Annotated in this window: 22 protein-coding genes; 8 read left to right on the top strand and 14 right to left on the bottom strand. The window is 63.1% G+C overall.

Going from position 1 to position 17515, the window contains the following annotated elements; genetic code table 11:
• Positions 1–32 precede the first annotated feature (32 nt).
• The 6 genes from J5J10_RS11535 to minC form a co-directional block, all read right to left on the bottom strand.
• Positions 33–332, bottom strand: a complete 300-nt coding sequence (locus J5J10_RS11535; RefSeq protein WP_211929977.1) for a hypothetical protein — start codon at positions 330–332, stop codon at positions 33–35.
• A gap of 96 nt (positions 333–428) precedes the next feature.
• The gene (locus J5J10_RS11530) at positions 429–1340 is read right to left on the bottom strand and encodes an NAD(P)-dependent oxidoreductase (RefSeq protein ID WP_211929976.1); all 912 of its coding nucleotides are present in this window, start codon (positions 1338–1340) and stop codon (positions 429–431) included.
• Between the two features lie 117 nt (positions 1341–1457).
• Positions 1458–2861, bottom strand: a complete 1404-nt coding sequence (locus tag J5J10_RS11525; RefSeq protein ID WP_211929975.1) for an FAD-binding oxidoreductase — start codon at positions 2859–2861, stop codon at positions 1458–1460.
• Positions 2862–3002: 141 nt separating this feature from the next.
• Positions 3003–3266 carry a cell division topological specificity factor MinE gene (gene minE / locus J5J10_RS11520; protein ID WP_211929974.1) on the bottom strand — a complete coding sequence of 88 codons (264 nt, stop codon included), beginning with the start codon at positions 3264–3266 and terminating at the stop codon, positions 3003–3005.
• Positions 3263–4078: a septum site-determining protein MinD gene (minD, locus tag J5J10_RS11515; RefSeq protein ID WP_208548985.1), complete on the bottom strand. Its 816-nt coding sequence runs from the start codon at positions 4076–4078 to the stop codon at positions 3263–3265. The genes minE and minD overlap by 4 nt, the downstream gene beginning before the upstream one ends.
• Positions 4079–4109: 31 nt before the next feature.
• The gene (gene minC, locus J5J10_RS11510) at positions 4110–4853 is read right to left on the bottom strand and encodes a septum site-determining protein MinC (protein ID WP_211929973.1); all 744 of its coding nucleotides are present in this window, start codon (positions 4851–4853) and stop codon (positions 4110–4112) included.
• A 259-nt stretch (positions 4854–5112) separates the two neighbouring features.
• Between minC and J5J10_RS11505 the strand changes: the two genes are divergently transcribed.
• From J5J10_RS11505 to J5J10_RS11495, 3 genes are all read left to right on the top strand, one after another.
• Entirely contained in the window at positions 5113–5415 is a 303-nt protein-coding gene (locus J5J10_RS11505; RefSeq protein ID WP_211929972.1) for an antibiotic biosynthesis monooxygenase, read from the top strand.
• A gap of 4 nt (positions 5416–5419) precedes the next feature.
• Positions 5420–6172, top strand: coding sequence for an AraC family transcriptional regulator (locus J5J10_RS11500; RefSeq protein WP_211929971.1), 753 nt, complete (start codon positions 5420–5422; stop codon positions 6170–6172).
• A gap of 171 nt (positions 6173–6343) precedes the next feature.
• Entirely contained in the window at positions 6344–8008 is a 1665-nt protein-coding gene (locus J5J10_RS11495) for an electron transfer flavoprotein-ubiquinone oxidoreductase (RefSeq protein ID WP_211929970.1), read from the top strand.
• 3 nt (positions 8009–8011) lie between these two features.
• Here J5J10_RS11495 and J5J10_RS11490 read toward each other — a convergent pair whose 3' ends face one another.
• On the bottom strand, positions 8012–8386 hold the full coding sequence (locus J5J10_RS11490; RefSeq protein ID WP_211929969.1) for a type II toxin-antitoxin system VapC family toxin: 375 nt from the start codon (positions 8384–8386) through the stop codon (positions 8012–8014).
• Complete coding sequence (locus J5J10_RS11485) at positions 8383–8589, bottom strand: type II toxin-antitoxin system VapB family antitoxin (protein ID WP_211929968.1); 207 nt, start codon at positions 8587–8589, stop codon at positions 8383–8385. The genes J5J10_RS11490 and J5J10_RS11485 overlap by 4 nt, the downstream gene beginning before the upstream one ends.
• Before the next feature lie 208 nt (positions 8590–8797).
• Between J5J10_RS11485 and J5J10_RS11480 the strand changes: the two genes are divergently transcribed.
• On the top strand, positions 8798–9946 hold the full coding sequence (locus tag J5J10_RS11480; protein WP_211929967.1) for a low temperature requirement protein A: 1149 nt from the start codon (positions 8798–8800) through the stop codon (positions 9944–9946).
• Positions 9947–9949: 3 nt separating this feature from the next.
• Here J5J10_RS11480 and J5J10_RS11475 read toward each other — a convergent pair whose 3' ends face one another.
• Positions 9950–10720: a helix-turn-helix transcriptional regulator gene (locus J5J10_RS11475; RefSeq protein WP_211929966.1), complete on the bottom strand. Its 771-nt coding sequence runs from the start codon at positions 10718–10720 to the stop codon at positions 9950–9952.
• 99 nt (positions 10721–10819) lie between these two features.
• Here J5J10_RS11475 and J5J10_RS11470 point away from each other — a divergent pair, with 99 nt between their 5' ends.
• A complete protein-coding gene (locus tag J5J10_RS11470) occupies positions 10820–11740 on the top strand; it encodes a DMT family transporter (protein ID WP_211929965.1) in 921 nt (306 codons plus the stop codon).
• Positions 11741–11852: 112 nt separating this feature from the next.
• A complete protein-coding gene (locus tag J5J10_RS11465; RefSeq protein WP_211929964.1) occupies positions 11853–12464 on the top strand; it encodes a L,D-transpeptidase in 612 nt (203 codons plus the stop codon).
• A gap of 79 nt (positions 12465–12543) precedes the next feature.
• Here the strand turns inward: J5J10_RS11465 and J5J10_RS11460 are convergent, their stop codons facing one another.
• On the bottom strand, positions 12544–13449 hold the full coding sequence (locus J5J10_RS11460; RefSeq protein WP_211929963.1) for a DMT family transporter: 906 nt from the start codon (positions 13447–13449) through the stop codon (positions 12544–12546).
• A gap of 124 nt (positions 13450–13573) precedes the next feature.
• Here J5J10_RS11460 and J5J10_RS11455 point away from each other — a divergent pair, with 124 nt between their 5' ends.
• Complete coding sequence (locus J5J10_RS11455; RefSeq protein ID WP_211929962.1) at positions 13574–14050, top strand: Lrp/AsnC family transcriptional regulator; 477 nt, start codon at positions 13574–13576, stop codon at positions 14048–14050.
• Position 14051: 1 nt separating this feature from the next.
• Here J5J10_RS11455 and J5J10_RS11450 read toward each other — a convergent pair whose 3' ends face one another.
• From J5J10_RS11450 to J5J10_RS11440, 3 genes are all read right to left on the bottom strand, one after another.
• Complete coding sequence (locus J5J10_RS11450) at positions 14052–14360, bottom strand: type II toxin-antitoxin system RelE/ParE family toxin (RefSeq protein WP_211929961.1); 309 nt, start codon at positions 14358–14360, stop codon at positions 14052–14054.
• 1 nt (position 14361) lies between these two features.
• Entirely contained in the window at positions 14362–14607 is a 246-nt protein-coding gene (locus tag J5J10_RS11445; protein ID WP_211929960.1) for a type II toxin-antitoxin system ParD family antitoxin, read from the bottom strand.
• A gap of 110 nt (positions 14608–14717) precedes the next feature.
• On the bottom strand, positions 14718–15734 hold the full coding sequence (locus J5J10_RS11440) for a zinc-binding alcohol dehydrogenase family protein (protein ID WP_211929959.1): 1017 nt from the start codon (positions 15732–15734) through the stop codon (positions 14718–14720).
• A 122-nt stretch (positions 15735–15856) separates the two neighbouring features.
• On the opposite strand from J5J10_RS11440, the gene J5J10_RS11435 reads away from it, so the two are divergent.
• A complete protein-coding gene (locus J5J10_RS11435) occupies positions 15857–16282 on the top strand; it encodes a helix-turn-helix domain-containing protein (RefSeq protein WP_211929958.1) in 426 nt (141 codons plus the stop codon).
• Here J5J10_RS11435 and J5J10_RS11430 read toward each other — a convergent pair.
• The gene (locus J5J10_RS11430; RefSeq protein WP_211931212.1) at positions 16268–17488 is read right to left on the bottom strand and encodes an MFS transporter; all 1221 of its coding nucleotides are present in this window, start codon (positions 17486–17488) and stop codon (positions 16268–16270) included. The genes J5J10_RS11435 and J5J10_RS11430 overlap by 15 nt on opposite strands.
• Positions 17489–17515 lie beyond the last annotated feature (27 nt).

Genomic DNA, 17515 nt, shown 5'->3' with positions numbered 1-17515 from the left:
GATCTTGCGGGCTTGGTGGCAGCGCATCGGTCTCAAGACGGGGAAGGCACCGTCACCGCGTCCTCCGCGTTTGCCTTAGCACTCTTTCGCGGTTTTGGCGGCTTGCGGTCGAAGTCCCTCAGCTTCGTCTTCACAGCAAATGCCAGGATCGTGTTGAGCACGTTCCGATCGATCAGCTTCGGGTCCTCAAGGCCCAGAACGGCGGCGCGCAGGATCTTTCGCGCGGATGCATTCGGGCAGCGCTCAATGATGTAGCTGAAGAGGTCGCGGTCACTCCGCCCTTCCGTTGCCCCGTCGACCATCGCGGCATAGATGTTTTTTCTCTCCCCCAATGGGTGCTCCTGTTGCTGTCTGTCACAAAAAATTCATATAACAGAACCTGCTGATGGAAAAGCCTGAAACGGGAGGATACGCTCTCTGGCGCGCGTCTAAAGCTCCGCCGGAAAGCCGGGCGCTCGCAGATCGGTGCCGACGGCGTCCTCCAGGAGCTTCACCACCTGGGACGACCAAGCGTCGCCGCCGTAAACGGAACGGGCGCGGATGAAGGTTTGCAGGGCGTGGGAGGCGAGGTCGAGGGGGACGCCGAAGTCACGGCCGAAGCCCATCGCGAAGCCCAGGTCCTTGCAGGCAAGGTCCATGGTGAAATTGATGTTGTAGCTGCCGTTCAGGATCACCTGGCCCTCGGTCTCGTGCACGAAGCTGTTGCCGGAGGACGCCTTGATGATGTTGAAGGCGTCGGTGAGGTCGATGCCGCCCTTCTTGGCCAGCATCAGCGCCTCGCCGGTGGCGATCAGGTGGATGAAGGCCAGCATGTTAGTGATCACCTTGATCACCGCCGCCTTGCCGAGCGGACCGGCCCGGAAAATGCGTTTGCCCATGGCCTGGAAGGCCGGCAGGTGCAGGGCGTAGAGGTCTTCGTCGCCGCCGATGATCACGGTGATCTCCGCCGTCGCGGCGAGATGGACTCCCCCCGTCACCGGCGATTCGACCATACGCACGCCATGCTCTGCCGCGATTTTTGCAAGACGCAGCACCTCCTGCTCGTCGAGCGTGCTCATCTCGATCCAGGTGCCGCCGCTTTTGAGCCCTGAGAGGATGCCGCGCTCGCCGGTCAGGACCCGCTCGCTCACCTTGGGCGAGGGCAGGCAGGTGATGACGGCATCGACGGCCTCGGCGACCGCCTGCGGATCATCGGCCCAGCGGGCGCCTGCGTTCAGCAGGTCTTCCGCATTGCCACGGTCGAGATCGTTGACCACGACCGAAAAACCCGCCCGCACCAGACTGCCGGCCAGATGCCGGCCGAGATGGCCGAGGCCGATGAAACCGTATGTAATCGTCATTGCGCCGTTCCCCGTTTCTTGTGCCGGGAGAGTGCGCGAAACCGTGTCAGGCTTCAAACGGAGATTACGGTTCGGCTAGGTGATTTTTGGGGAGAGTGGACGCGGAGGTTGCGCGCCCTAGAAGGGTACTTTTCCCGGGTTGAAGAGACCCTTCGGATCGACCGCCTGCTTGACCAGCCGTGCCAGATCCCGCTTCGTCTTCGGCACGTTGGCCTCATAGGCATGCCGCTTCTCCAGCCCGACGCCGTGTTCGGCCGAGAACGAGCCGCCCGCCGCCTGCACCCCCGAATAGATCGCACCTTCCACCGCCAGCAATTCGCGCTCCGGTAGCGGTCCCGGCTTCTTCAGCGTCAGGTGCAGGTTGCCGTCTGCGATATGGCCGTAGACGTAGAAATCGTAGGACTCATCGATTGCCTTCAGCCGTTCGGCGACCCCCGCCACATAGGTGTCCAGATAACTTGGCGGCACGGAGATGTCGAAAGAGGGCGCGTTTGGGATTTCGGCGTAGTAGAAGCCTGAGTCTTCTCGGATGTCCCAGAATTTCCGGGCCTGGTCGAGCGACTGCGCGAGGATCGCGCCCCTGATGCCGACCGGCTCCCAGAGAGCCTCAAGCTCCTCTTCCAGAGCGGCAGAGGCGGCCTCCTCGGTCCCGGCCGAAACCGAGACCAGCAGGGCTCCTGCATCATCGCCGTCCAGCCACGAGAGGTCGAAGCCCTTGAGCGCCGCGTGGTCGCGGATATAGCGCGGCCACATCAGTTCGGCACCCTCCAGCAGGATGCCCGATCTCGAGCGAAACTTTCGAATGACGGCCAGCGCCGAAGCAGCGTCACCCACGCCGACAAAGGCTGTCGCGCGATGCGGTCGGATAGGCTCCAGTTTCAGCACGATCTTGGTGACGAAGCCGAACGCGCCTTCGCCGCCGATGAAGAGATGTTTGAGATCGGGGCCGGCGGACACTTTCACCACGCGCGTCAGGTCCGAATAGATCTCGCCCGACGGCAGCACGGCCTCCAGTCCCAGCACCTGATGGCGCATCACGCCGTTGCGGAAGGCGAGGATGCCACCGGCATTGGTGGACACCATGCCGCCCACCGTCGCCGTGCCGCGCGAGCCGAGATCGATGCCGGTCGTCAGGCCGTGCGGCAGCAGCGCCTGCTGCAAGGCTTCCAGCGCGACGCCCGCCTCGACCTCCACTGTCATCTCGTCGGCATGCACCGCAACGATGCGGTTGAGTCGCGACGACGACAGGATGACCTCGCCGGCGTGGCTGATATTGCCGCCGACGAGCCCCGTGAGTCCGCCCTGGGGCACGATTGCGACGTCGTTCTCACGGCACCAGCGCACGAGCGTCGCGGCGGCCTCCGTCGAGGCTGGCTGTGCCATGACGCCGCCCGCGAAATTGTCCGGATGTTCGCCCGGATGGCGCGACCGCAGGACCTCGGGTCCGAGGACGGTGAGATCGGGATGAAGATCGGCAATCTTTTCGAGGATATCTTCGGGCGTGAGAGGGGGGAGGGGCATGGGTGGCTCCGCTGGAAGAAGATCGAAAATCTGTAGCTCCGGCGGAGACCCTAGACAATCGGCGTTAGCTCTCGGCACAAAACGAAACCGCCGGCGCTCGCTTTTCGCGGACGCCGGCGGTGATGGTTGACAGGGCTAGCCTCAGGCCGCCTTCATGTCCTGCTGCAGCGGGATCTCGACGTCGATCTCCAGAACCGAGACGGTCGGGCCGCGATCCATCGTGACGACCACCTTCTCAGGGTCGATGTTGACGTGCCGGGCGATGACCGCGACGATTTCGCCGCGAAGAAGCGTCACGAGGTCGGACGGGTCGCCGGCGAGGCGTTCATGCGAGAGGAGCACTTGCAGACGTTCCCGAGCGGTTGGCGCCGAGCTTTCCCGGCGGAAAATCCGGAATATGTTCATGCCGCCCTCCGGCCGAAGAGCTTGTCGAAGATGCCGCGCTTGTCGCCAGGCATGGTGACCGGCACGTCCTCGCCGGCAAGGCGGCGGACGGCTTCGCTATAGGCCATGGCCGGAGCGGAACGCGGATCGGCGAGCGTGACGGGCGTGCCGAGGTTCGAGGCGCGCAGTACATCGGTGCTTTCCGGGATCACGCCGAGCAGTGGGATCGACAGGATTTCGAGCACGTCGTCGACCTTCAGCATGTCGCCGCGCTCGGCGCGGTTGACGTCGTAGCGGGTGAGCAGCAGGTGCTTTTCCATCCGCTCGCCGCGCTCTGCCTTCTGGGTCTTGGCGTCCAGCAGGCCGATGATCCGGTCGGAGTCGCGAACGGAGGAAACTTCCGGATTGGTGACGACAACGGCGGCATCCGCATGGCGCATGGCAAGTGTGGCGCCGCGCTCGATGCCGGCCGGGCTGTCGCAGACGATCCAGTCGAAATAGCGCTTCAGCTGTTCCATGACATCATCGACGCCTTCGGTCGTCAGTGCGTCCTTGTCGCGGGTCTGGGAGGCGGCGAGCAGGAAGAGGTTGTCGAGCCGCTTGTCGCGGATCAGCGCCTGCGGCAACTTCGCATCGCCCTGGATGACGTTGATGAAGTCGTAGACGACGCGGCGTTCCGCGCCCATCACGAGATCGAGATTGCGCAGGCCGACGTCGAAATCGATGACGACGGTGCGTTCGCCGCGCTGGGCGAGCGCGGCCCCGATGGCGGCGGTGGTCGTGGTCTTGCCGACCCCGCCCTTGCCCGATGTGACGACGATGACTTTGGCCATGTTCTTCTCCTCTGGTCCGGCCGCTGACGGCTCAGGCAATGGTTTCGGCAACGATCGATTCTCCGTCGAGCCACAGATGCGCGGGCTTGCCGAGCATTTCCGGCGGCAGGTCTTCGGCCGTCTTGTAGATTCCGTCGACGGCAAGCAGCTCCGCCTCGAGCTTGCGGCAGAAGATCGCCGCGCTGGGGTTGCCGGACGTGCCGGCGAGCGCGCGTCCGCGCAGCGTGCCGTAGACGTGGATCGAGCCGCCGGCGATGACTTCGGCACCCGAGGCGACCGAACCGAGCACGGTCACGTCACCCTCGGGGAAGATCACGGTCTGGCCGGAGCGCACCGGCTCGCGCAGCACCAGCGACGAGGAACCGTGTACCGCAAAAGCGGGGCCGGACTTCTCGGCGGCCTTCTGCACGGCGGCCGGCTTGCGTTCTCCTGCATTGTCTTCCGGCACTTCGATCTCGGCGCCTTCGAGCCCGCCCTTGAGCTGAGGCGGCATCGTGGCATCGAACAGCGACGGGCGACCACCCTCGATGCCCATGATCCGGACATTGCGGGCGGCGAGCTCGTCGATCAGCTCCCGCAACTCGGCACGGCTGATGTCGAGCTCGGCGATGTCGAGCACGACGGGGCGCGAGAGAAAGAAACCCGCCGAACGCGCGGCGAGGTCTTCCAGCCGGGCCAGCCAGTCTGCGACCGGCAGTTCCGGGGTCAGGACGACCGCGAGGAAGGAGCGGCCCTTGATGCGGATTGCACGAGCTTCTGTTAGCACTTTGCTCATCTCGGTTAAGAAATCATTTCGAAAATAGCTATCTGCGTCGTGGTTAACGAAGGGTTAACGCAGGCCATTCAAACGGCCCGTAATTTAAATTTCGTTCACACATGGTGAGGTGTTGCCGCGATGCATCGCAGGCGTGACGGGTGACTTGGGCGGTTTGGCAGATTGACGCGCGAAAATGTCCCTCCCGCGTTGGCGCGCCATGCCTCTTCCCGGCATGAGTGTCTGCGTGTTCATTCGCTAACGACAAGGACAAGGCACCATGCGCATCGCTCACCTCTTCTTTTCCGTCGATCCCGCTCGCCGCGCGGAGGCACTCGCCCTTCTGGTGGCCGAAGCGCCGGCCATACGCGCCATGAAAGGCTGTATGGCTTTCATGCCCTTCGCCGATCCGACGACCGAGACCGGGCTGGGCGTGCTGCACGAATGGGAAACCGACGCCGATTTCACCGCCTATACGGGCTCCGAGATCTTCGCCGAGACGGGACGGATGCTCCGCCCGATGATGTCTGCGGCGCCCGTCAGTCGCCGCTTTGACGCCGAACTCGTCCAGACGGTAAACTGACGGCATGGAGCCGGACGCCTATTGCTTTCACAGGAGCTTCGAACCCGCTGGCCCGACCGAATTCCGGACGGACCGGCATTATCTGCTCTATGCGCTGGAAGGCACGATCCGGCTGGAGGCCGGCGGACGGCGGTGGACATTGCCGCCAGCTCGCGCGGCCCTGATTGCGGCGGGCGAACCCATCACCATCTCGATCCTGTCGAAGCTGGTCTCTGCCTCCGTGCTGTTTTCACCGAGTTTCATGCCGGCGCCTGCTCGCGCGCTGACCGTCTTCGACGTCTCGCCGCTTGCCCGCGAACTCATCGCCGAATGCCGGCAATGGGGGCAGGAGACCAGTTCGCTCACGTCTTACGCCCGCCAAATCTTCAAGACACTTTCGACCGTTGCGCTTCGTCTCGCGGAAACGCCAAGTCCCTGCGTCCTGCCCGCCCCGGCAAGCGAGGGGCTGGCCCGGGCGCTGGCATTGACGGAGGAGAGGGCGCGCGGCGAGCCTGACTTCGACACAATCGCCCGCGACAGCGGCCAGTCGCCACGCACGCTCGCCCGCCGGTTTTCGGAGGAAATGGGCATGACCTGGCGCGAGGCGCTGCGCCGCATCCGCATCATCCGCGCCGTCGAGGCGCTTGCAATGACAGACGCCTCCGTCACCGATATCTGCCTCTCCGTCGGCTACACCTCGCTCTCCGCCTTCAACGCCGCGTTTCGCGACCTGACGGGCAAAACGCCCACCGAGTACCGCGCCAGCTTTCGGGCGTGAGGCGCCTTGTTTTTCGATCTTGTTGACGTTAACGTAAACGTAATTTCGCGCGCGACCTCTCCGCTGGAGATGAAATAGGCCATTGCCTGTCGCGTCGTGGCTCGACAAGCGGGCTTCGTTTTGCCAAGGAAGGAGGCAAATCGGGGCACCAGGAAAGAAAAAGGTGAGGATATGACCGAGGCGATGGAACTGCCTGAGCGCGAGAGCATGGAATTCGACGTGGTGATCGTCGGCGCGGGGCCGGCGGGCCTGTCTGCCGCGATCCGTCTCAAGCAGGTCAATCCGGACCTGACGGTCGTCGTGCTCGAAAAGGGTGCTGAAGTCGGCGCCCATATTCTCTCCGGGGCCGTGGTCGATCCGATCGGTGTTGACGCGCTGCTGCCCGGCTGGCGCGAGGAAGAGGGCCATCCCTTCAAGACGGAAGTTACCGACGACCACTTCCTGTTCCTCGGCCCTGCCGGCTCGATCCGCCTGCCGAACGCCTTCATGCCGCCGCTGATGAACAATCACGGCAATTACATCGTCTCGCTCGGCAATGTCTGTCGGTGGCTTGCGACCAAGGCGGAAGAACTTGGCGTCGAGATCTATCCGGGCTTTGCCGCATCCGAAGTGCTCTATAACGACGAGGGCGCCGTGATCGGTGTCGCGACCGGCGACATGGGCATCGAGAAGAATGGCGAGCCGGGTCCCAACTATACGCGCGGCATGGAACTGCTCGGCAAGTATGTTCTGATCTCGGAAGGCGTGCGTGGGTCGCTGGCCAAGCAGCTCATCGCGAAGTTTGATCTGTCGAAGGACCGCGAGCCTCAGAAATACGGCATCGGCCTCAAGGAACTCTGGCAGGTCAAGCCGGAGAACCACAAGCCGGGTCTCGTGCAGCACTCCTTCGGCTGGCCGCTCGGCATGAAGACGGGTGGCGGCTCCTTCCTCTATCACCTCGAGGACAACATGGTCGCCGTCGGCTTCGTCGTGCACCTGAACTACAAGAACCCCTATCTCTACCCCTTCGAGGAATTCCAGCGCTTCAAGACGCATCCGGCGATTGCCTCGACCTTCGAGGGCGGCAAGCGGCTGTCCTACGGCGCCCGCGCCATCACGGAAGGCGGCTACCAGTCGGTGCCGAAGCTCTCCTTCCCGGGTGGTGCGCTGATCGGCTGTTCCGCCGGCTTCGTGAACGTGCCGCGCATCAAGGGGTCCCACAACGCCGTGCTGTCGGGCATGCTGGCGGCAGAGAAGATCGCCGAGGCGATCGCCGCCGGCCGGGCCAATGACGAGCCGGTCGAGATCGAGAACGCCTGGCGCTCCACCGCGATCGGCAAGGATCTGAAGCGCGTGCGCAACGTCAAGCCGCTGTGGTCGAAGTTCGGCACCGCGATCGGCGTCGCGCTCGGCGGCCTCGATATGTGGACCAACCAGCTGTTCGGCTTCTCCGTCTTCGGCACGCTGAAGCACGGGAAAACCGATGCCGAGAGCCTGGAGCCGGCGGCGAACCACAAGCCGATCGACTATCCGAAGCCCGATGGCGTGCTGACCTTCGATCGCCTGTCGTCGGTGTTTCTCTCCAACACCAACCACGAGGAGGACCAGCCGGTTCATCTCAAGGTGAAGGATATGGACCTGCAGAAGCGCTCCGAACTCGGAGTCTATGCCGGCCCTTCGACCCGCTACTGTCCGGCCGGTGTCTATGAATGGGTAGAGAAGGACGGTGACGAGGTTTTCGTGATCAACGCCCAGAACTGCGTCCACTGCAAGACCTGCGACATCAAGGACCCGAACCAGAACATCACCTGGGTGCCGCCACAGGGCGGCGAGGGGCCGGTTTATCCGAATATGTAAGACTCAGTGCAGGTAAACCGGCGCGGCCACCTTCAGCGTGGTCGCTATCCGGTGAAGTCTCTTGTCGCGCGTCCACAATTGATGTTCGGGAACTAGGTTCACGGAAGCGAGAAGGTGTGCATCCACATAGCCTATTCCTGTACCGAACAGGCTTTTGCTGCGGATGAGATGACGAACCTCGGTGTCATGCGCGGTAGCTATCGTGGGAAGGTCGGCCAGCATGGTCATGATCTGGTCGTATCGGGGAATATGCCCGAGCGACAGTTCCCCAATCACAAAGGGATGAATGATCACCTGTTCGCTGTTCAGCAGGGCCTGCAGGCCAGGGTCGACCGATCGCAGGTGATCGATCCAGATGGAACTATCCGCCAGGATCATTCAGTGTCCACGGGATCAAAGCGACGCCTTGGCGGGGCTTCTAGGTCGGGTGCGGAACCTCCCAAGAGTGCAAGGCGCCGTGCCGCTTCCCGCTGCACCAGGGATTGCAGCGCCATGCGGACAAGTGTGGGGGTTTCTTCTATTCCCGTGTAGTCGCGGGCTTTTGCAAGCAAATCATCGTCGATGGTAATCGTCGTTCGCATCCGCGTTCTCCTGATGCATCAAAAATAGCATCACCTGATGCGGCATTCAATGCGGGCTGCCTCGCGCTCGTGGCGAGATTGTCCTTTGGGCGCACCTCTAAAATGCCTTCCTCTGGGCGACAAAATCCTCTCGCCACGCGACCGCAACCACTGGACAGATACGCCCGCACGTTGTTTTCTTCCGGGATGACGCGGCGGCGGAGGTTGCATGTCCGGCATGAGCGAGCACCCGGCGCCCTTCCGCGCCCAGACCATCGAACTGTTTTTCGACCTGGTCTTCGTTTTCACGATCACGCAGATCACCCACCTCGTCGAGCACGCCCATGGGGCGGTCGACTACCTCTATGCGCTCTCCGTGCTGATGCTGGTCTGGTGGATGTATGGCGGCTACATCTGGCTGACCAATCACGCGCACACGCCAAAGACCATGCGGCTGGTACTGGTCGCGGCGATGGCGGGTTTCCTTGTCATGGCGCTCGCCATCCCCGAGAGCCATGGCGATGGCCGGCTGGTCTTCGGTCTTGCCTATCTCTACATCGTCGCCCTGCATTTCCTGGCGTTTTTCTGGCAGGGCGGCAAAGCTGCCGCGCGGGCCATGCTGCGCATCGTGCCCTTCAACATCGCCGCAGCCCTGCTGGTGATCGCCGCCGGCATGATCGAGGCGGACTGGTCCTGGATCCTGCTCCTGGCACCGGCGCTCCTCTACGTCGTCGTGACAATCGCCAATACGGGGGATGGCTTCGCGCTCGATGCCGGCCACTTCGTCGAGCGCCACGGCCTGCTGCTGATCATTGTGCTCGGTGAGATCATCATCGCCGTCGGCAGCGGCTTTGGTGGCCTGCCGCATGACCTCAATGCCTTTGCCATGCTTCTCCTGGCTGTCGCGCTCGTTGCCACATTGTGGTGGAGTTACTTCGACCGTGACGATGCGCTGGCGGAACACCGCATGCTGCAGGCGGACAACAGGAAGCGGACGCGCATCGCTCTGTTCGGTTATAACGGGGCGCATCTCTTCATGATCGCCGGATTGATTCTGATCGCGGCCGGGCTGAAGGCGGGCACCGCCGCGCTCGCGGTTGCCGACGCGGCAGGGCACGGTGCCGATGCGGCTCACGGCTCCGACGCCATCCTGCTGTGGGGCCTGGCGCTTTATCTCCTTGCCGATGCCGCCTTTCGCGCGTTCGCCGGTCTAGGTCCGCTCGTGCTCCGATTGCTCGGAGCGATCGTCTTCGGGGCGCTGGCCGCGTTCGTTCATGGAATTCATGGCACGCCCCTGGTGGCGCTGGCGCTTGGCATCCTTCTTCTCCTGCTCGTGGTCGAGGCCATGCTATCGCGGGGCAAATCCGCGATCGCGTGACTGTCAGAGCCCGGCGCGCCCGGCCTTGGGGCTCGTTCCCGTCAGCCGCCGGAACATGGCAATGAACGCCGATGGATTGCCGTAGCCGAGGCGGCGCGAAATGGCCTGGACACTGTGACCGTCCTCCAGAAGCGACAGGGCGGCCAGCACGCGCAACCGCTGTCGCCAGTCGTTGAACGACATGCCAAGCCTCTCCTGGAACCTGCGCGACAGGGTTCTCTCCGTTTTCCCCACAAGCCGTCCGAACTCCGCCAGTGATCTCCGGTCCCCGGGGTTCTCCTGCAATTGCAGGAGGATTGGTGCGACGAGCGGGTCGTCGGAAACGGGCAGATAGTGATCGAAACGGCGCGCCGAGCGGATGCGGTCGACGATGACCATCGCCAGCCGCAAGTCCTCCTCCGTTCGGGGATGCCGGATACCGCGCTCGGCGAAATCCGCATGGATCGCCTTTAGAAGCGGCCCAAGCTCCAGCATGCATGGCTTTTGTGGCAGATCGTGGCAGAGGTCGCGCGCGACGTAGGTGGTGACATAGCGGATGTCGCGACGGTTGCTGGCATCATGCTCGGCGTCTGGCGGAATCCAGATCGCATATTGCGGCGGCGACAGATAGCGAACGCCCTCGACCGTGATCTCTGCAACGCCCTGCAGCGCATAGTTCAACTCGCCCCAGACCTGCCGCTTCGGCGGGAAGACCATGCCCGCCGGATAATACTCGGTGCGGAAATAGATTGGCTCCGGAGGCTCGCCATCAACTCCACCGTACTCGATGACCATGACCGGACTCCGTCATATGATTTCCGCTATTCGCTATATAACGCGTTTTCGACAGTTGCTAGAGGAGAGACCCGAAGCGCGGACGGCAGGAGCAGACCAATGGTGGATACGGCAATAGGTGAAACTCGGCCTGCCGCTTTGGCCGATGCTTTCTACCCCATCGCCACGATTCTGATCTGGTCGGGCAACACGATCGTTACCAAAGCATCCGCTGGTGTCATCGCGCCGGAATCGATCTCGTTCTATCGCTGGGTGATCGCCCTTGCCGTGCTGACTCCGCTGGTTGCTCCGAGCGTCTGGCGCCACCGAGCGCTCGCTTTCGCGCACCTGCCCAAGCTTTTCGTGCTGGGCATGCTCGGCATGGTCATCTACCAGTGCCTGGCGTATGTGGCGGCGGAGACGACAACGGCGGTCAACATGGGCGTGCTCGTTGCGTCGATGCCGCTGATCTCGGTGCTGCTGGCGTCGGCGCTCGCGGGCGAGGGGCTGACATCCCGGACGATTCTCGGCGGGCTTGTCTCGCTCGTCGGTCTCGTCTTTCTCGCCGCACGCGGCGATCTTGAAGAGCTTGTGCGAAGCGGTTTCCATATTGGCGACGTACTGATGCTGGTCGCCATTGTGGCGAATTCCTTCTACGGCGTGCTGTTGCGGCGCTGGTCGCTGGCGCTTCCGATGTGGCCGCAATTGTGGTGGCAGATCGGGTTTGCGGTTCTGGTGCTCTTTCCCCTCTGGCTGATGAGCGATATCTCGCCGGTCACGGCGGAGAGCCTGCCGCTGGTGCTGTTCGCCGCGCTCCCGACCTCGCTGCTGGCTCCGTTTCTGTGGATGCAGGCGATCCGCAAGCTGGGAGCGGCACGCAGCGCGCTTTACATCAACCTTGTCCCGGTGTTCGTCGCGACGCTTGCCTGGCTGGTGCTGGGCGAAGCCCTCCAGGGCTACCATCTCCTGGGCGGCGGTTTGGCCTTGCTCGGCGTGGCGGTCGGGGTGTCGAGCCGCCGTCCGATGGCGAAGGCTGGCTGAAGCTCCCACATTTTCGACGCATTGATGAACGCATTGCGACCTGCATTAGCAGTTCATTAACCATAAAATCCTTAGTTTGCGTCAACTCCGACGCATTACCAAGGATCATCCGATGACGATTTCCCGCCGTGGCCTCCTGATTGGCCTGCCGCTGTTTCTTGCCGGCTGCCAGACCAACAGCGATCACGCCAATTACGGTCAGGTTGAGGACAATGGCTACAAGATCGCCAAGATCCCGCTCGACAAGTTCGACAAGGACCTGCGCCGGCAGGAAGTCGCCTACACCACCTCGCACGACGCCGGGACGATTGTCGTCGATACGCCGGCGCGGCGGCTCTACTACGTGCTCGGCGGTGGACGCGCCATGCGCTACGGCATCGGCGTCGGCCGCAACGGCTATGCGCTGGCCGGCACCGCTTATATCGGCCGCAAGGCGGAATGGCCGAGCTGGACGCCGTCGCCGAACATGCTGCGCACCAATCCGGAAAAGAACATGAAATATGCCGGCGGCGTGCCCGGCGGCCCGAACAACCCGCTCGGTGCCCGCGCGCTTTACCTCTATCGCGGCGGCAACGACACCATGTTCCGCATCCACGGCACCAACCAGCCCTGGTCGATCGGTCAGGCCATGTCGTCCGGCTGCGTGCGCATGATGAACCAGGATGTTATCGACCTCTACCAGCGCGCCAAGGTCGGCGGCAAGGTCGTCGTCCTCCAGGCCTGAGGTCGGCCGGCGCTGACAGTTTGGAAAACCCCGTCGGAGTGAAGCCACCGGCGGGATTTTACATTCATGCAGTATGTATCTAAGTTCGCCGCGATAGAATCCCGGTCGACAGAAGCACACCGACCCCGGTGATCATCGCGGCCGTGATCGTCGCCCAGCCGAGTGGCTCTCCGAGAAAGAACGCGCCCCCAAAGGCGGCGGCGGCCGGCGTCACGGCGGTATAGGCGGCGGCCTGCGTGCCTCCAAGCGACCGCACGGCGGCTCCATAGAGCACGGTCGCGGCGAGACCCGACAGCAAGCCCTGCGTCACCACCTGCAATCCGATTTCGGCCATCGGTGCCTCGTGCAGGTGCGTGCCGAGGAACGGCAGAAGCAGGAGGTTGATGACCGTCGACCAGAAGCAGATCAGCGCGCCGCCCTCGAACGCCGTCAGCCCGGAATGGCGGAAGGCGTGGGTGTAGACCGCCCACAGCGTCGCGCCGATCGGCAGGATCACGAAGCTTTTCCACGTCAACCCGGCATCGGCGGAGCCACCGAACAACAACAGCAGCCCGCCGGCGAGGATCGCGAGAATGCCGAGACGGCGCAACGGATCCGGTCTTTCTCCAAGAACCAGAATGCCGATGAGGGCCGCGGCGAGCGGCATCGTGCCGGGAAGCAGGACGCCCGCCGCCGATGCCGGTGTTGATTGCATGCCGAAGCCGACGATCTGGAAGAAGAGCGCACCCGATCCAAGAACCATCAACACGAGTGGCAACTTCTTGACCCGCTTCGGCCAGATGCCTGTCCGCATGAGAACAGGCGTCAGCACGATTGCGGGAATGCCATAGCGCAAGAGGCTGAGGTCAAGTGCGGTCAGGGAGGTTCCGACGCTGTGACGCGTCGAGACCAGCCACGCGGCCCAGATGAGCACCACCGAGAGTGCGGAAATGGCGCCAAGGCCGGCGGACAGGGAAGGGGAAGCGGCGGGGGTGGCTGCGGTCATGGTCGGGTCTCCGGAAGCGCTTTGATAATACCCGGTGCTGCACTGACATGTCCTTGCCATTTCTGCCGCATAATCTTATCTGGTTGGCAGAATATTGCGCTGATGCGGCTTAAAGGTGGGGCTATTGCCAAAACTCGATGAATTCGATGTCGCGATAATAGATGCTCTGCAGGACAATGCGCGGGCGACCAATGTCGAGATCGCCGAAAAGGTGAACCTCTCCCAGTCCCCATGTCTCAGGCGCATACGGGCATTGGAGGAGCGCGGTGTGATCAGGGGATACCGCGCCGACCTGGATCGTCAGGCGGTAGGGCTCGAGCTTACCGTTTTCGTCGCCTTCAAGGTGATCCGCCACAGCCGGGAGAACGCACAGGAGTTTCAGCAGGCGCTGATGGAAATCCCGGAGATCGTCTCCTGTTACATGATTTCCGGCGATCTCGATTTCCTGGCGGAAGTCGTGGTCGAAAACCTCGCCGCCTACGAACGCCTGCTGACCGAGCGCCTGCTCGTCCTGCCCCAGGTGACAGATATCCGCTCGAACTTCGCCATCCGCTCGGTGAAGACCGGCGGCCCGCTGAAGCTGCCGCCGCCGAGGGGGTAGATTATCCGTCCTCGCCGAAGTGATTATCGATATCGCGATGCCCTTCCAACACGGCGACAACCTCCAGCACATCGTCGACGTAGCGAAAAAAGATCACATAACCGCGATGAGCGAAGCTTCTGACATCGGTGCGAAGTTCGGGTCGAGGACGGCCAAGTTCTCCGGGCAAACTGGCAAGGTTCCTGCACTGCGCGCGCAGTCTGTCTACGAAGCTGCGGGCCAGAGCCACATCGCCGCTCTGGCTGGCAATGTAGGTCATGATGTTCAGCAGGTCGGCCTTAGCGCTCTCGAGGTAGCGCAATCGCCGCATTTCAACGAGCCTTTTGCCCAAGCTCGGCGGCCCTGACATCGAGAGCGGACGCAAGGTCTTCGTCGTCGATCGAGCCACCGGTTTCGATGGCGTTGTTCAGGTGGCTTCTGAGCGCCAGGAGCCTTGCCTCCCGCTCCTCCAACAGGCGCAAGCCTTCGCGCACGACTTCGCTCGCTGAGCTGTAGCGCCCGGTTCCGACGGTGTTTTCGATGAATTTTTCCCAGCGTTCGCCGATCGATACGTTCATGACCATCATCCAACAGACTGGCTGGAGGATATCATCGATAACATAAAGGGCGCAATTGTTGGTGTTGACCGGCGGACCTGAAGCTGCCGCCGGCCAAGGTCTAGGCGCGATCAGAAGCCTTCCAAAACGATCTTGCCACGGGTGCGGCCGGACTCGACGGCCGCGTGGGCCTTCTTGAGGTTCTCGGCGGTGATCGTGCCGAAGGTGTCGGCGAGCGTCGTGCGGACTGTACCGGCGTCGATCATATCGGCGACCTTGTTGAGAAGCCGGTGCTGCTCGATCATATCAGGCGTCTGGAAGACGGCGCGGGTGAACATGAACTCCCAGTGCACCGACACGGCCTTGCGCTTGAAGCGCATGATATCGAAGCCACCCTTCGGATCGTCGATGATCGCGATCCGGCCCTGCGGTGCGATGATCTCCGCGAAGGCATCCGCATGCTGCTCGCTCTGCGTCAGCGCGTAGATAAAGGCGGGCGCGCCGATGCCGGGAGCGGCATATTCGGCCGCCAGCGGCTTCGAGTGGTCGATGACATGATGAGCGCCCAAGGCCTTGACCCACTCGGCGGTCTCTGGTCGCGACGCCGTCGCGATGATCGTCAAGTCGGTCAGTTGTCGGGCGAGCTGGATCGTGATCGAGCCGACACCGCCGGCGCCGCCCGTGATTAGAATCGCATGATTGGCCCCCGGTACCTTGTCCTCGACCCTCAGCCGGTCGAACAGCGCCTCGTAGGCGGTAATCGTCGTCAGCGGCAGGGCGGCAGCTTCGGCGAAGCCGAGGCTCTTCGGTTTGAAGCCGGCAATCCGCTCATCGACGAGGTGCAGTTCGCTGTTGGTGCCGGGGCGTGCGATGGAGCCGGCATAGTAGACCTCGTCGCCGGGCTTGAAGAGGCTCACATTCTCACCCACCGCCTTCACGACGCCGGCGGCGTCGAAGCCGAGAATGCGGTATTCGCCGTCGACCGGGGCCGCGCCGGAGCGGACCTTTGTGTCGACCGGGTTGACGGACACGGCCTTCACCTCGACCAGCAGGTCGTGGCCGGATGCGACCGGGTCAGGCAGGGTTATGTCGACGAGTGACTCGGGTGACGTGATGGGGCCGGGCGTCTTGTATCCGACAGCGCGCATGGAAAGCTCCTTGGTTGTTTGCACCCGATCCTGTTGATGCATATAATCGCATTACACAAGAATGCACATTTTTTGAATATACCGACAATTTCTGTTGGTAGTATCAAAAAGGATACCGTGAAATGTCACGCCCTCGCGCGAAGCTGAGCAGCAATTTTCCAGGCTGCCCCGTCGAATCGACGCTGAGCCTGCTCGATGGCAAGTGGAAGGGCGTGATCCTGTTCCATCTGTTTAAGAGCGGTACGCTGCGCTTCTCGGAGCTGCAACGGAGCCTCCCGAGCATCACGCAGCGGATGCTGACCAAGCAGTTGCGCGAACTGGAGGACAACGGCCTGGTCGAGCGTAAGGTCTACCCGGTCGTGCCGCCCAAGGTCGAATACAGCCTCACCCGCATCGGGCGCAGCCTGGAAGATGTGATCATGGTGCTGGCGAAATGGGGAAACACCCACGTCATCTGCGAGGACGGACGGAAGTATGTGAGCTTGCCGGACGATCCGTCCTCGATGCTGGAGCTGCCGATTTCGGCCGAGCGCTCAGCGGCTGCCTGAGGCCCGCTTCTCCGTTGCGATCGAGATCAGGAAGATGATGAGGCCGACGGCCGAGAAGCCTGCGCCGACAAATCCGGTCGAGGCATACCCATAGCCCCAGGCGATCGCGAGCCCCCCGAGCCAGGCGCCGAGCGCATTGGCGATATTGAAGGCCGAATGGTTGGAGGCGGCGGCGAGTGTCTGCGCATCTGCCGCGACGTCCATGATCCGTATTTGCACGGCCGGGCAGGCGGCAAAGCCGAAGCCGGTCAGGAAGACGCAGACGAACAGCATCACCGGGTTGTGCGCCGTCAGCGAGAAGACCGACATCATGCCGATGTTGAAGGCGAGCATTCCGCCGATCGTGCCCTTCAGCGACCAGTCCGCCAGCCGGCTCCCAAGCACGTTTCCGACATTCATGCCGATGCCGAAGAGCGCCAGGACGAGCGCCACCGTCGTGGCGGGCAGACCGGCCGTATCCGTCGTCGTCTTGGCGATGTAGCTGAAGATCGCGAACATGCCGCCGAATCCCGTCGCGGCGACGGCAAGCGTCAGCCAGACCTGCAGCCGGCCGAAGGCGCCCAGTTCCCGGCGGATGCTGGCGCCGGCGGCGACCTCGTCTCTCGGCAAGAACAAGGCGATGAGCACCACCGTCAGCGCACCGACGCCGCCAACCAGGAGGAAGGCGGAGCGCCAGCTGAGCATCTGCCCCAGGAAGGTCGCGATCGGCGTTCCGATGAGCGTGGCGATGGTCAGGCCAAGCATCACGCGACCCACTGCGCGCGCCCGGCGATGCGGCGGAACCATGGACGCCGCCACCAGCGCGGCGACACCGAAATAGGCGCCATGCGGCAGCCCGGTGATGAACCGCAATGCCGTGAAGCTAAGGAAATCGGGCGCGATTGCCGAGAGCGCGTTTCCGAGAGCGAAAAGCCCCATCAGCATCAGCAGGAGGGTCTTGCGCGGCAGCTTGGCGGCGAGCGCGGCGATGACAGGCGCCCCCACCACGACGCCCAGCGCATAGGCGCTGATGACGCGACCGGCTTCTGGAACGCTGACATCATAGGCCGTCGCGACCTCCGGCAGCAGGCCCATGATTGCGAACTCCCCGGTACCGATGCCGAAGCCGCCGACCGCGAGTGCGACTTCGATCAGGATTGCGAGCGAGGGCGAGATCGCCGTGTCAGGACGCGCCGGCTCGGCTGCGGACGGGGAAAGCGCGGTCATGTCGGTCATGTGACGTCCTGGAAAGAG

This window comes from Ciceribacter sp. L1K23 (assembly GCF_018122705.1).
Taxonomy (GTDB): domain Bacteria; phylum Pseudomonadota; class Alphaproteobacteria; order Rhizobiales; family Rhizobiaceae; genus Allorhizobium.
The sequence above is the reverse complement of the archived record's forward strand: the minus strand, read 5'-3'. Positions and strand labels throughout refer to the sequence as shown.